Below are 14,081 nucleotides of genomic sequence, written 5' to 3' on the forward strand. Positions count from 1 at the left end.
AACCCCCTAATCGATTTCATTCGCTAGGGGGTTTTGTCTTATTCGCGACTCCTTCTATACTGCTCACAAGCAGCGATCCATGTATGTACCAGTTGAGGCTGAGATGCAAAATGAAGATGCGTGTAGCCTGCGACGATGTTCTCTCCAATGAACCCTTCGGCTTTCGTTCCGAGCCTTCCTTTGGATTGAAAAGCGGCCGGGAGTTCAACGCCTTCATTCTGTTGGAAAGTCGAGTAATGGAACTCATGTCCACGAGCCTTCGCTCCTTGAGGGAGTAAAAAATTACCTTCTGTCCCCTCCACTTCTCGATAACCAAGCGCAGCTAACTTCGACTGCATAACGACTTGCCCGGGGATGAGACCCACCATCGGGAAAACTTCACCCGCGGTATTCGCGATCTGTTCCGTCAAATACATGAAACCACCGCATTCAGCAAGTGTAGGTATTCCCTGCCCAATCCGTTGTCTGATCGAGACTTTCACTTGTTCTTGCGCAGCAAGCTGCTGTGCAAATTCCTCGGGAAACCCGCCTCCGATATACAAACCATCTGCATCTTGTGGGACATCTTCACCTGCCAATGGAGAGAAATAGACGATTTCAGCTCCGTTAGCTTCTAGCAGCTCCAAATTCTCGGGATAGTAGAAATGAAAGGCCGAATCTTTGGCTACCGCGATTTTGGCCCGTTTGACCAGAGATGGCTCACCCTTTTGGAATAACGAAGATCTGCTTTCCAAAGGCTTGCATTCAGCTAACGCCAACAACTGTTCCAAATCGATGTACTTTGAGATCCGCTCAACCAGTTTATCGAAAAATGGCCGCATCTCCCCTCTTTCAATGGAAGGAACAAGCCCCAGATGTCGTTCAGGAAGCTCAATGGCTGAATCACGCGGCAAGTAACCGATGACGGGAATGCCACATTCTTGTTCAATGGCTTGCTTCACCATCTTGTAATGTCCCTCACTGCCGGCACGATTGGCGATCACGCCCACGATACGGTCACCCTGACCGAACTGCTGGAATCCCTTCACAATCGCAGCCACACTTCGAGCCATACTTGCAATATTGACGACAAGCAACACAGGCGTATCCAGAATGCGTCCAATATCGGCTGTACTGCCTTCATCGGTTAGCGGATTTTTACCATCGTACATACCCATGACGCCCTCAATCAAAGAAATATCCGCGCCTTGACTGCCGCGCTGATAAATCTCCTTCATCACTTCGCGCCCAACCATCCATGAATCCAAATTACGTGATGCTCTCCCCGTCACCGCTGTATGATAGGTAGGATCAATATAATCGGGACCACACTTAAATCCTTGAACGACAAGCCCTCTCTGCTGTAAAGCGGCCATGAGACCAATCGTAAGCGTAGTCTTGCCTACACCGCTGCCTGTACCTGCGATAACAATCCGACGCTGCATTACTTCCCTCCTAGCTCTAATTGAACCGGTGTGCGAAAGTCCACTAAACCGACTGATAGGGTAACGTTGCCTGATTTCTTCTTCACCAGCTCAAGCTGTTTGTTCCCCGTGTAAAGCTTCACCGCAGGCTCGCTTACCCCATAAGCGCCCGTAAATTTGTATACTGTTTCAGAAGGCGCTTCGATTGGAACCACATTAAGCTCTGTGGCTGAATAATGAACAAATTCCCAGCCATATTTTCGAGTGATCTCAAGTAAGCCTTCCTCGTCTTTTTTCAAATCAATCGTACAGACGGCTTTTACACTTTTGATGGAAAAAGCGAGCTCTTCCAAGGTTTCGTGAATCACCGCCTCAATTTCCTCAGCGGATGTATCACGGTTACAGCCGACCCCAAGAACAATGACTTTAGGACGATATAACACGCCATTTTGCAAAATGGATTGTTCCTCTAGTGAGAGCAATCGATGGGATATGAGCAGAACCGCATTCGGTTTGCTAGCACGGCCTGCTTCGATACTTTCATAACGTTGAATGTTGGGTGGAATAGCCCGATCGTGCGTCCACCAGTTGCGTTCGCCCGATTCTTGGATAACGGCTATTTGCTCCTCATTGACGACCGCCGCGCTGACAGGCGTTAGCTTGTCGGCAGATTCCCATATCCAACCGAACCGGCGACCAAAAAGGTCGACCGGTATCGTCTTTTGCACATCGGAAGCGGTTGTAATAATAGCTTTAGCATCTAGGGCCGCTGCGACCTCGTGCGTGAGCTCATTAGCGCCACCAAGATGTCCCGATAGCACGCTAATAACATGCTCCCCTTTGTCATCAATAACTACAATGCCAGGGTCTTTCTTCTTATCTTGTAGGAGCGGCGCGATCATTCGAACGACTGCCCCCAATGAAATAATAATAATAAGTCCTTGATAGGCAGGAAATAACGCAGGAAATAACATCCGCACACTACCCTCAAATAGCTGAATGGAGCGTTGCTCTTCATCGCCCTTGGCAAATTTACTCATGTAGTATACATCAGTACCGCTCATTTGCTCATTCAGCTTACGAGCCAACTCTACGCCATGCTTCGTAATGGCTACGATGGCATACTCGCCTTGTTGGTGAATAGGAGGCACGATGCCTTCGCTCAATACAATCGTCATGGCTTAACACCTCTACGGAATCGATGCGTGAACGACTTGTCGTAGAGCTTGGAACGGTACTCTTCCTTACCGTGAATTTCTGGATCCAAGGCCCATCCCGCCAGTATCATCGCATGGGAACGGATACCGTTCTTGCGCATATCTTCTTCTAGATGTCCCACAGTCGTGCGAACAATCAGCTGATCCGGCCAAGTTGCACGTTGCACAACCGCTACAGGCGTCTCTTCGCTCCAACCCGCTTCAACCAGATCGCCAACGACTTTTTTAATTAACGTCGCGCTCAGGAACAATGCAATTGTACAGTGATGCGATGCTAGATCGCGCAGCTTCTCCAGCTCAGGAACTGGCGTGCGCCCTTCCGCACGTGTCAGAATGACCGTTTGCGTGAGATCCGGAATCGTCAGTTCGGCACCCACAGCGGCTGCTGAAGCGAAGACGGAGCTGACGCCTGGGACGATTTCGTATCCAATACCTTCTTTGCGAAGTAAAGCAATTTGCTCCATCGTCGCTCCAAACATTGCGGGATCGCCTGTGTGAACGCGGACGACCATCTTGCCTTGCTTAAGGCGGTCAACGATGATACCGACCATTTCAACAAGCTCCATCCCAGAGCTTTTCAAGACTTCCGCTTCCGGCTTTGCCTTGGCAATTAGTTCTTCATTCACAAGGGAGTCCGTGTACATCACTACATCAGCTTGCTGCAACAGCTTCAAGCCTTTAACCGTAATTAAATCAGGATCGCCGGGACCCGCGCCAATGATATATAATTTCATCTATTTTCTCACCACCATTAAGGTTAAATATTCCAATTCCCGTCCTTGAAGTTCCGCCACATTGCGCCAAATCTCTTCTTCCGAAGAAGTTACCTTCGTGATCACCGAGGCCTTCTCAACAAGCCCTAAATCACGCAATACCGTTAGCATAAGATCAATAACCTTGGCTACTTTGATGAAAACAATGCAATCATGTTCTTCAATCGCTTTGCGCATTTTGTCATAATCTTCAACCGCCGGAACAATGGCGATCTGTTCATCGCCGTCAGCCATCGGAAGTCCAAGTCTGGAAGCTGAAGCATTGACCGAAGAAATGCCCGGAATCGAAATCGCTTTAACCTCTGGGTGCCGCTCATTCATCAGTCGCATAAGATGGATATAGGTACTGTAGATCATAGGATCACCCTCCGTCACGAAGGCGACGTCTTTGCCTTCCGATAGATGACCATAAACGCTTTCGACAGTTTTCGTCCATTGTAATTCAAGCGCTTCCCGATCCCTTGTCATCGGAAACGTAAGCCCCATCATCTCTTTTTGCTCGGTGTTGACGTATAACTCCGTAATCGCAAGCGCGTAACTCTTCGCTCCACGCTTCTTTCTCGGGTAAGCAATAACGGGACATTCTCTTAGCAAACGAAAAGCCTTAACCGTAATTAACTCCGGGTCTCCTGGCCCTACACCCAGACCATACAAAGTACCAAGTTTACTCACCGTTGTTGACCTCCTCTGCATCCGCTTGCTTGTGCTTAGCCGTGATAATGTAAATCGGATTAAGCGCATCAAAGCGCTTCATATGTAAAATCGGTTTGCTACGGGACACTTGCACTAACGTAACGGTCACATCGAACCCTAGCTTAGTAAATGTCTGATCTGCTTCGTAGAGCGTCTCTATTGTTGCTGCGTTCAACACGATTCTGCCACCCGGCTGAAGCCGTGTGCTGCAAAGCTCCAATAGTTCTTGCATCTCGCCGCCGCTTCCGCCAATGAAGATGGCGTTCGGATCAGGAAACGCCTCCAAGCCTTTCGGCGCTCTTCCTTGCACAGCCGTGATGTCTACACGAAATTTGATGCTGTTCTCCAAACAGTTTTTCAGATCATCCTCATTTTTCTCAATCGCAAAAACCGATCCGTCTCGTGCAATCCGAGCCGCCTCAATCGCAACAGAACCCGTACAAGTTCCAATATCCCAGACGACACTGTCAGGCTGCAAACCCATTTGACTTAAGCTAAGCACCCTAACTTCCTTCTTCGTAATTAACCCTTTATCCGGTTTGCGCTGAGCGAATTGATCATCCTCAATGCCGATGGACCACGTAGGACCTGCAAATTGTTTCTTCAGAATAACAACGTTAAGCGGTGAGAACGTGCTGGAAAGCAGCTGTTCTAACGTGTACCAGCCGCAGCGCTCCTCCTCGCCCTCTAGGTTTTCAGCGACAAATACCGCATATTCCGTCATGCCAAATGCAAGTAAATAGGCCGCAATTACGCTCGGTGTATTCGTCTCATCCGTTAGCAGCGCAATTTTGTCTTTCCCATCCATTCGTTGTGCCAGCCCCTTCATCGTACGTCCATGTACACTCGTTACATAGGCATCCTGCCAGCTTTCACCCATTCGTGCGAATGCTAATTGAACAGAACTGGTATGCGGATAAAAGGATACGCTTTCCAGTTTTTTGGACACGTACCCCCCCATCCCATAAAAAAGCGGGTCTCCCGAAGCCAAAATGACAAGGGAACGCTCTTCACTTTTCAGCTGATCCATTAGCTCAGACAAGCTTCCTTTAATGACTAGCTTCTGCCCGCGATAATCAGGAAAAAAAGCCAGGCTGCGCTCGCCGCCTACGAGCACTTCGCTCTCCTCAATCCATTTTACGTACTGTGGCAGTAAACTGCCTTGACCATTATCGCCGATGCCTATCATTTTAATTGGCTTACTCATGCTTATCCGTTCTCCCCCATCTTGCCATAGTTATATCTAGCCGCTTTCCCTAGTAGCTCGGCTTTCATGGAAATAATAAAGGTTTCGATCAAATCGAAGCCATCTCGTCCTACCTCTTGCAACCCAGCATCGCAGCAGCGCTCGCATAAACGCTCAAAATAACGTAAATATCCGCCTGCCGCCATTAAATCGCCGACCTGTGAAGCTGTATTGGCTCCTCTAATTTCGTCAACAAGCGCCTCGGACGCCTCGGATTCGATAGCGACCTGCGCCAGGAAACCGAAATCGACTGGAGCGCTCTTGGAATGCACCATCATCACGCCCTGCGCAACCTTAGAGAACTTGCCCATCATACCAACAAGCGTTACCTTACGTATGCCCTGTCTTTGACATTGGGTTAAAGCAAAGCCAACAAAATCGCCCATTTCTACAAAAGCTTCCTCAGAAAGCTCCGGATACAGCGAGATTCCGAATGTCTCCGTCCGACCACCCGTTGAAAGTACAATATGGTCGCAGCCGCACTTGACTGCTACGCGAATAGCCTGCGCCACGCTGGCCTTATAGGCTGCTGTTGAAAAGGGGACAACGGTACCACGGGTTCCGAGAATCGAAATGCCGCCGAGAATGCCCAGACGCCCGTTCAGCGTCTTCTTGGCGATCTCTTCGCCAGCCGGAACCGATACAAGCACGTCGACGCCGTGCCCAATGTCGTATTGGTCAAGCACCTCTTGCACAGTCTCGCGAATCATTTTTCGCGGGACTGGGTTGATGGCCGCTTGACCGACATCGACGGGTAGTCCGGGCTTCGTCACCCGCCCGACGCCGACGCCCCCATCGATGCCGACGCCAGGCTCGGCGCGGAAGCTTACCCGCACGACGATTTCTGCGCCGTGCGTCGCATCGGGATCATCCCCACCGTCCTTGATGACGGTGACTTCCCCCCACTGCTGCGTATACGTGCTGCTGTGTAAAACAAAAGCAACCGTCTCCCCGATGGGGATACGGATGTGCACTAACACTTGCGGCGCCTGCTCGATAAGCGCCAGCAGCGCGGCTTTGGCTCCTGCGGTTGCGCAAGAGCCTGTCGTATAACCGTGGCGCAGCGGCTTGCCCGGTTGCTCTTCCATAGTGCGCGTTACTCCTTGCGCGCCGCCATGATCGACAGCGCGTTGACTGCTGCGACAGCGACAGGGCTACCGCCTTTACGGCCGACGTTCGTTATAAACGGCACATCCAGCTTCAATAATTCTTCCTTCGATTCAGCTGCAGACACGAAACCGACCGGAACACCAACAATAAGCCCTGGCTTAGCGATACCTTCCTTAACAAGACGGATCAGTTCTAGCAAAGCTGTTGGGGCGTTCCCAATAGCAAAAATGCCTCCTTGCGCTTCTTCAATCGCCTTGCGAATAGAAATGATCGCACGCGTCGTGTTCAATCGCTTCGCTTCTGCCATTACATCCGCATCAGAGATGTATACTTTCACTTCGCCGCCGAATTGCTCAATTCTCGGTTTACTGATTCCTACTTGTACCATTTGTACATCTGCTACGAGAATTTTCCCTGCCCGAATAGCAGCAATACCGGCTTCAATCGCTCGTGGATGAAACACCAGACTGCGTCCAAGTTCGAAATCCGCCGAAGCATGAATAACCCGCTGCACAACAGGGTATTGCTCATCTGTAAAATCGTGTTCGCCCAGCTCCTCTGTAATCATTTCGAAGCTTTTCTCTTCAATCTCCTGCGGCTGCACAGTTAGCGGTTTAAAGTCTGTATGGAATTCCATAATTATTACGCCTCCTTTTGAATTTGAGCTTCAATGTATTGAATGACACCTTCGAATTCCGTATAGAGATTGCCATACTCAAGTCCCGGTCTGCCAATCACAATGCTAGGGATTCCCATTTCGAGGGCCGCTTCCAACTTTTCATCCACAGCTCCGACTTTTCCGCTTTCCTTCGTAATCATTAAGGTTACATGATAATGCTCGTAGAGTGCTTTGTTCAGCTCTTTGGAGAATGGCCCTTGCATAGCAACTATGTTTTTCTGCTCAATACCAAGCTCCTCGCATTTCTCCATATTGTCTTTACGCGGGAGCATCCGAGCGATCAAGGTTGTATCGGGCAGACCGATAAGGCGATCTGCGAAAATTTTAAGCGTCTTGCTTCCCGTGGTCAACATAATGCTGCCCCGTTTTTCGGCTGCTAACTCAGCCGCTTGTTTGTAATCATCTACTGTCGTAATCAACGCACCTTGTTCAATGCTCAAGCTTTGTCTTTCGAAACGCACATACGGCACTTGAGCTTCCTGAGATGCCGCCATGGCGTTTTTTGAAGCTTCCTCGGCAAAAGGATGGGTCGCATCGACTACGATACGTACCCCTTTATCACGAATAAGCTGCTGCATGTCGTCGACAGTTAACCGGCCAACCTGCACGGGAAGCTGCTCAGCTTCCATGCTCTTAGCGGCGCTTTCAGTCACGACCGTTGTAAGAACAGAGTAGCCCGCAGAGCGAATGCGCAGCGCCAGTTCCCTGGCGTCGCTCGTACCTGCAAGAACGAGGATCATCGCTTGCCTCCTCCTGTATGTGCATGATCATGGTCATGATTATGTTTGTCGTGAGAATCATGATCGTGCTCATGATGATGTCCGTGATCATGGTCGTGTTCGTGATCATGATCGTGGTCGTGGTGATGGCCTTCATGATCGTGGTGATGATGATCAATATGCTTCATCGCTTCCAAGCGATATTGGCACATATCACAGTTCATTTTGACTTCGTCTTGAAGCGCTTCCTGCGCCCGACCGATCAAAATCTCTTGAAGCAGGGGATGGAAACCAAAGTAAGGCGCCATTTGAAATTCATGCTCGGCGTATTTCTCTTGAAACCCTTGAACCATCAGCTCCATACGTTGAATCAATACACCTGTAAATAAAAAGTATGGCAAAATAACAACTCGTTTTGCTCCAAGCGTTATGCACCTTTCAATACCTGCATCCATGAGTGGCGCCGTCACTCCGATGAACGCTGTTTCAACCCATTTCACTTTAAGTTTTTCCCAAAACAAGCGAGATATTTTAAACAAATCACTATTCGCATCGGGATCACTGCTTCCGCGCCCGACAATTAATAATGCAGTCTCCTCAAGCTCTTCATTCGAGTCGATACCCACGTCGCCTACTCTTGACGTCAAAATATCTAAGATTTGATCGTGGACACCAATCGGTCTGCCATATGTAAATTTAACGAATGGATATTTGATCTTAGCATCATCAATTGCTGATGGAATATGAATTTTTGCATGTCCAGCAGAAAATAAAATAATAGGAATAACAACAACGCGTGACGCACCAAGCTCGATACAACGATCAATTCCCTGCATAATGGTCGGCTCAACGAATTCTAAAAAGCAAGTCTCCACAATTTGTCCTTGCATTTTAGCCGCAATTTCCGCAATAAAACGTCGAACTTCCTCATTACCTTCGTTGTCTCTACTTCCATGCCCTACAAATAAAACTGCATTCATCCTCAAACTCCTCCTACTTCCTAGTCACCGCAAATGGCATTTTCAATCACAAATCCAACCATTTCTTGATGTCTGTACCCTTCAATTTCCTTCACACGTTTAAAATATTTATGAAACCGTTCATTCGGATGGCCTTCCGTCTTGTAACGCTCCACAATTCTGACCACCAAATCAACGAGTTGATCCGGCTCTATACCCTCCGCAACGGGCTGAGCAGGATGTGCATTTCGACCAACTGTTTTTCCGCCTAAGAACAAATCAAACTTCTCTTTACGATAGACGATTCCGATATCTTGCTGTACAGCCCCGTAACAAGCCATTCCACAGCCGTTGAAGCCAATTTTCAGTTCCTTGGGAACTTCCATATTTCCTATCCTGCTGTGAATCGCTTCCGCATAAGGAATCGATTGCCCCTTTTCCAAATTGCAAAAATCACAAGCTTTGAGCTGCGCCACATCACCGATCGGTGATAGCAAAAGCCCCAGCTCACTTAATTGAGAAGTGATTAGTCCCGGGTCTTCTGTTTGCACGCGGACAATAAGTTGATGATGCGGTGAATACTCAATATCGCCACGATCACCAATAATTTCTCCTAAGGCGCATAGTTGAACAGCGGACAGTTTCTTGTTTGCAATTCCCGGGCTCACAGCAAATTCGAAAATGGATCGAGTGGCAGTCAAAGCTTGACTGAACTCAGGTAATGCGGTTTGACTGCCTTTTGTAACTAGCTGAAGAGCTTCCATCGCTAATTGCAAAGAGCTAGTTGAAGCAAGGCTACCAGCTGAGGAGACTACAGATTTTGCTGATGCTTTTATCGAAACCTCAGCTTCTTCCTCCCACTCATCCCAATCCTCTTCTTCGTAAGTCGCTTGTGGGAGTGGTAACACTTCCGTTTGCTCCAAAGCCCATGGCTCCGCCTCAGTTTGTAGTCGTTGATGAGGCTTAAGCGGCTGTATGTCCGCGCCAAGCGTATATTTCCGCTGATAACCTCGTGGAGTAATCATCAGACCGTCATATAATTTCGTTGCTGAATTTCCAATGATGATTGTCGTCAGCATACCGATATCATGGTTTAGCATATCAGCTAGCGTCGTTACAACGACATGCTGACGATCACGGTACGCGCTTTTTACAATTCCAACTGGTGTTTCTGGAGAACGGTACTGCAGCAAAATGCGCTGAGTCTCGACGATTTGCCGTGTTCTTCTCCCACTGCGAGGATTGTATAGGGCAATTACAAAATCTGCCATCCCAGCAGCCTCTACCCGCTTAGCGATTAATTCCCATGGGGTCAAATGATCGCTCAAGCTGATTGTGCAGGAATCATGCATAATGGGAGCCCCAAGCAGTGATCCTGCAGAATGCACCGCCGATATGCCGGGAATAACTTCAACTTCGACGCCTTCTGCTTGCGTCCACCCCTGCTCAATCAGCACCTCATAAACAAGTCCTGCCATCCCATATACACCGGCATCACCACTTGAAATAACCGCTACTTTTTTACCTAACTTCGCTTGGCGAACAGCTTCTTGCGCTCTGCTTACTTCCTCTGTCATTCCTGTTCGTACAACCTGCTGATCGTTCAACAAACCCGCAATCAAGTCTACATATGTGTTGTAGCCGATAATGATATCACTTTCTTGAATAGCTTCACGCGCGCGTTTCGTTATGTGTTCAAAACTACCTGGACCAAAGCCTATGATGAGCAATTTGCCTAACATTGCGATTCACCCTTTCTGCGTCTTTAAGAAAATCAAAAAAAGCATTTCTACATGGGTCATGTTAGAAATGCTTAGTGGATACATCAAGATGAAGCCCACAGGAGTAACCGCTCTCTAACACTTCCTAACTCCTCGTAGGCAATCGTGTTGCAGAAATAGGCAGGTCTCCTGACTTCGATCGTTCTTCTTACGCCTTCCCGAGTATAGTACCCAGTGACAATATGTAAGAAGATACCCGTTTAGGGTGATCTTAACAGTGGCGGGTCCGTGCCGGATTCTCACCGGTCTTCCCTTTTAACTATATGCGTTACGCATATAGCACCTAATTCCATTGCTATGCAATTAACCCCATCCTATCATCTATCGAAAAGCTTGTCCACGCAATTATTCATAGATTGCTTTATACAGTCCTTCAATTAAGCTTGAGAAATTACTGGGATTGTAAGTAATTTCAGAGAAGCTAACTTGAATCACTTTATTCGTCGTCTTCACTACAAAAAAACTATTTTCTTCCTGTTCAGGATCGATATAAGTATAGCATGCCACTTGACTACTGCCAGTTTTTTGTCTCAATAATTCTGTTGCTTCTTCGCTTATATTTGCATATTTTGGCATTCACAATATCCTTTCCAACGATAACAATTTCTACTACCATTATATCGCAATTATTAGGTTTCGAGAACCTTGCTGAACAAACTATTGAAACTCCCTCTTTAATTATCTGAATTTTCGTACTATAATGTATCTATAACGGAAACGCTTTCAAATATTTTTGGAGGAGGATTTCATATGAGCGGACATAAAACGGATGGATTAGTTTTCGTATTCACAGGCACAAGCGGTTCAGGACGCAAAACCATTGCGCATCGAATTGCTAAAGAGCTCGGCTTCTCATCGGTTGTATCCTATACAACAAGAACACCACGCCCCAAAGAAATCAACGGCACGGATTACTCTTTCATTTCCCGGAATGCATTTATCGAAGCAGATCGGGCTGGTGAATTTTTTCAAACCGTAGAAATCGACGGAAACTTTTACGGGACGAAAAAAGCGGACATTAATCGAGCGATGAGTGAGAATGGACTCATTTATGTCATTGTGAATCGATACGCTGCTAATCGTTTTAAATATGAATATGGTGAAAGGGCTGTACGTCTTTTCATCTATGCAAGCAAACAAACGATTTTGGAGCGACTACTCGCACGCAGCACACCAATGGACGTCATCGATCACTATATGAATCACTACATTGAAGAAGTGTCCTACCGAAAAGAATGCGAGCACGTTTTTGAAAACATGACAGTGAACGATACCATTGTCAAAGTAAAGGCAGCCATGCTTTCTCATATGCCAACAACAACCAGTTAAAATAGCTGTTTATAGAAAAGAGACTCAGCGTGAACGCCGAGTCTCTTTAATTTATTACCTAGGTTTACTTGGATACCTTCTTTTTCCTTTTCAAGGCCAAATAGCCGCCAAGTAAAGAAACAGGTACGATAACTATGAACCCAGTCAGCTCATACCAGAGTGGAACATCACGATTGGTCAGCATGGAATCGAATCCAATTGCTGCTCCAATGACCCCAATAATCGAAGCGTTGAAGTATTCGGCTCGTTTAGCAACCTTCGCGGCCACAAAGCCGCCAAAAAATGACCAAAATAGCCCCACTACCATCAGAAGTAGTAATAAACCAATGTTTGAATAAATTTGACTCAAATCATTCTGACTTACCTCGCTTGTGGCGAAATAGGCGCTGCCAATTAGAGCTGATGTTACGAACGTTCCCAAATTATCGACGCATACTCCTAATAACACACCCAAGAAATGAAATTTCCGTTCACTTTTTTTCTCTGTCATCTGTTATCTATACCTCTCCTGCTTGCTTCTTACTACCGACTTTATCCATAATACCATGGCATGAATGCAGTATCCAGTTGTTTACTTTTTTATCCTTTTATGATTCCTCCAACGCTCAGCTTATGTTCGGCGAGCTGCTTGATGTATATATTCCGTTTTTCAAGAAATCTGCTCATATAGGCTTGCAAAAACAACTGATCAGCAACCTTGCCAAGTAAGCCTAGAGGCGACGTATAGTCAAATGTATCTATCATGAGCGTGCCGTCATCAACAATCACAAACTCATGAACATGTCGAAATCGCTTAAATGCCCCTGAAACCATTTCATCAACAAAATAACGCGGATACTCCATTTCGCTTATTTTCGCTGTCAATCGTTGTTTGACACCAAAATGGACAGCTTCCCATGTGACGGTTTGTCCAAGCTCAATAATGCCTTCCGTTACGCCGCCTATCGCCCGCTCCTTCGTCTGGGAGGTTGATGCCGCATGCACATCTATGCTTCTTGCCAAATCAAAACACACTTCGCGAGACGCTTGAATCCATAATTCCGATCGTAGAATTGGCACGGCTATCCTTCTCTCCACCAAGCGCTTCTCGGATATTCAGCTACATCCACGACAACCGTTTGTCCAATTTTTGGCGTTGCAATCGCCACCTTGTATACTTCAGCCGCTCTCGTAACGCGTTCAATCGGATCCGTCCAGTCGTGCAAAGCCAGTGTAAACGCCCCCCAATGAATAGGAATCATAAGCTTTCCTTTCACATCCAAGTGTGCTTGAACACTTTCCTCTGGCATCATATGAATATCAGACCAGCGTTCATCATATTGACCACATTCCATTAAGGTCAGGTCGAATGGACCATACTTATCTCCAATTTTTTTGAAATGAGCGCCATACCCGCTATCGCCACTAAAAAAAACTTTCGTTTGGCCTCCATTAATTACCCAAGAACACCACAATGTCGAATTGCGATCCGTCAAACTTCTACCGGAAAAATGAACAGCCGGGGTACATACCAAATGGATCCCTTCATAAGTAAGCTCTTCCCACCAATCACACTCTTGAATATTGTCAGGAGCAATTCCCCATCTTACTAGATGACTGCCAACCCCAATGGGCACCAGAAACTTTTTCACTTTATGTTTTAATTTCTGAATAGACTCATAATCCAAATGATCATAATGATCATGTGAAAGGAGAATCGCATCAATGACAGGAAATTCATCAATTTTAAACGGCATTTCTCCACTATAACGCGGCTTCCCGAAAATGGGAAATGGGGATGGCGTCCTTCCAAACATGGGATCCAGCAATAGCGTTTTCCCATCCATCATTAACATCGAAGCGGAGTGGCCGAACCACGTAATCTGTGTTAACTGACTGGGCATAAATCTAGGCGGCTCCATCGGGAGATATCTTTGAGGCCGTCTGTTCGGATTCCCTTTTATAAAATCAATTAAAGTGCCTATCGTCGTCATTATACTCGTATCCATTTTCATAGGGGATAGGTTAACAAATTTACCGTTAACGACATGTTCAGATTGTCTGTAAGTCCTTATTTTCTCCTTGCTCGGTTTCTGGCCAAAAATGGGATAAAGGCGCATAAATAATATGCCAAAAAGAGTTAACCCAACAACTACTATCATTGTACTCATTAAAACCACCGTTTCTGCCTCC

The 14,081-nt window shown here is 46.9% G+C and carries 15 protein-coding genes and 1 riboswitch; of the genes, 1 reads left to right on the forward strand and 14 read right to left on the reverse strand.

The genetic code is table 11. From position 1 onward, the window contains the following. Positions 1 to 38: 38 nt before the first annotated feature. From GK047_RS09155 to GK047_RS09205, 11 genes are all read right to left on the reverse strand, one after another. On the reverse strand, positions 39 to 1,424 hold the full coding sequence (locus GK047_RS09155) for a cobyrinic acid a,c-diamide synthase CobB (protein WP_163944535.1): 1,386 nt from the start codon (positions 1,422 to 1,424) through the stop codon (positions 39 to 41). Beyond that, on the reverse strand, positions 1,424 to 2,581 hold the full coding sequence (locus GK047_RS09160) for a cobalt-precorrin 5A hydrolase (protein ID WP_163944537.1): 1,158 nt from the start codon (positions 2,579 to 2,581) through the stop codon (positions 1,424 to 1,426). The genes GK047_RS09155 and GK047_RS09160 overlap by 1 nt, the downstream gene beginning before the upstream one ends. Further along, positions 2,578 to 3,354 carry a precorrin-4 C(11)-methyltransferase gene (cobM, locus tag GK047_RS09165; protein ID WP_163944539.1) on the reverse strand — a complete coding sequence of 259 codons (777 nt, stop codon included), beginning with the start codon at positions 3,352 to 3,354 and terminating at the stop codon, positions 2,578 to 2,580. The genes GK047_RS09160 and cobM overlap by 4 nt, the downstream gene beginning before the upstream one ends. After that, positions 3,355 to 4,065 carry a precorrin-2 C(20)-methyltransferase gene (gene cobI, locus GK047_RS09170; RefSeq protein ID WP_163944541.1) on the reverse strand — a complete coding sequence of 237 codons (711 nt, stop codon included), beginning with the start codon at positions 4,063 to 4,065 and terminating at the stop codon, positions 3,355 to 3,357. Further along, positions 4,058 to 5,293 carry a precorrin-6y C5,15-methyltransferase (decarboxylating) subunit CbiE gene (cbiE, locus tag GK047_RS09175; protein ID WP_163944544.1) on the reverse strand — a complete coding sequence of 412 codons (1,236 nt, stop codon included), beginning with the start codon at positions 5,291 to 5,293 and terminating at the stop codon, positions 4,058 to 4,060. The genes cobI and cbiE overlap by 8 nt, the downstream gene beginning before the upstream one ends. Before the next feature lie 2 nt (positions 5,294 to 5,295). After that, complete coding sequence (locus GK047_RS09180; RefSeq protein ID WP_163944548.1) at positions 5,296 to 6,420, reverse strand: cobalt-precorrin-5B (C(1))-methyltransferase; 1,125 nt, start codon at positions 6,418 to 6,420, stop codon at positions 5,296 to 5,298. A gap of 8 nt (positions 6,421 to 6,428) precedes the next feature. After that, a complete protein-coding gene (locus tag GK047_RS09185; protein WP_163944551.1) occupies positions 6,429 to 7,079 on the reverse strand; it encodes a precorrin-8X methylmutase in 651 nt (216 codons plus the stop codon). Between the two features lie 5 nt (positions 7,080 to 7,084). Further along, entirely contained in the window at positions 7,085 to 7,861 is a 777-nt protein-coding gene (gene cobK, locus GK047_RS09190; protein ID WP_163944554.1) for a precorrin-6A reductase, read from the reverse strand. Beyond that, positions 7,858 to 8,820 (reverse strand): sirohydrochlorin chelatase, encoded by a 963-nt coding sequence (locus GK047_RS09195; protein ID WP_163944557.1) that lies wholly within the window; start codon positions 8,818 to 8,820, stop codon positions 7,858 to 7,860. Before GK047_RS09195 ends, cobK begins: the two co-directional genes overlap by 4 nt. 20 nt (positions 8,821 to 8,840) lie before the next feature. Beyond that, a complete protein-coding gene (gene cobJ / locus GK047_RS09200; RefSeq protein ID WP_163944560.1) occupies positions 8,841 to 10,541 on the reverse strand; it encodes a precorrin-3B C(17)-methyltransferase in 1,701 nt (566 codons plus the stop codon). Positions 10,542 to 10,682: 141 nt separating this feature from the next. Beyond that, positions 10,683 to 10,882, reverse strand: a riboswitch (cobalamin riboswitch). A gap of 43 nt (positions 10,883 to 10,925) precedes the next feature. Beyond that, positions 10,926 to 11,114, reverse strand: a complete 189-nt coding sequence (locus GK047_RS09205; RefSeq protein WP_163944563.1) for a hypothetical protein — start codon at positions 11,112 to 11,114, stop codon at positions 10,926 to 10,928. Between the two features lie 216 nt (positions 11,115 to 11,330). Between GK047_RS09205 and GK047_RS09210 the strand changes: the two genes are divergently transcribed. Further along, a complete protein-coding gene (locus GK047_RS09210) occupies positions 11,331 to 11,909 on the forward strand; it encodes a guanylate kinase (protein WP_163944566.1) in 579 nt (192 codons plus the stop codon). Positions 11,910 to 11,973: 64 nt separating this feature from the next. On the opposite strand, the gene GK047_RS09215 is transcribed toward GK047_RS09210, so the two are convergent. The 3 genes from GK047_RS09215 to GK047_RS09225 all read right to left on the reverse strand — a co-directional run bounded on the left by GK047_RS09215 (position 11,974) and on the right by GK047_RS09225 (position 14,059). After that, positions 11,974 to 12,399, reverse strand: coding sequence for a hypothetical protein (locus tag GK047_RS09215; RefSeq protein WP_163944569.1), 426 nt, complete (start codon positions 12,397 to 12,399; stop codon positions 11,974 to 11,976). Positions 12,400 to 12,488: 89 nt separating this feature from the next. Beyond that, a complete protein-coding gene (locus tag GK047_RS09220; protein ID WP_163944572.1) occupies positions 12,489 to 12,968 on the reverse strand; it encodes an SRPBCC family protein in 480 nt (159 codons plus the stop codon). Between the two features lie 2 nt (positions 12,969 to 12,970). Then, complete coding sequence (locus GK047_RS09225; protein ID WP_163944575.1) at positions 12,971 to 14,059, reverse strand: MBL fold metallo-hydrolase; 1,089 nt, start codon at positions 14,057 to 14,059, stop codon at positions 12,971 to 12,973. Between the last annotated feature and the right edge of the window lie 22 nt (positions 14,060 to 14,081).

This window comes from Paenibacillus sp. SYP-B3998 (genome assembly GCF_010820665.1).
Taxonomy (GTDB): Bacteria; Bacillota; Bacilli; order Paenibacillales; family NBRC-103111; genus Paenibacillus_E.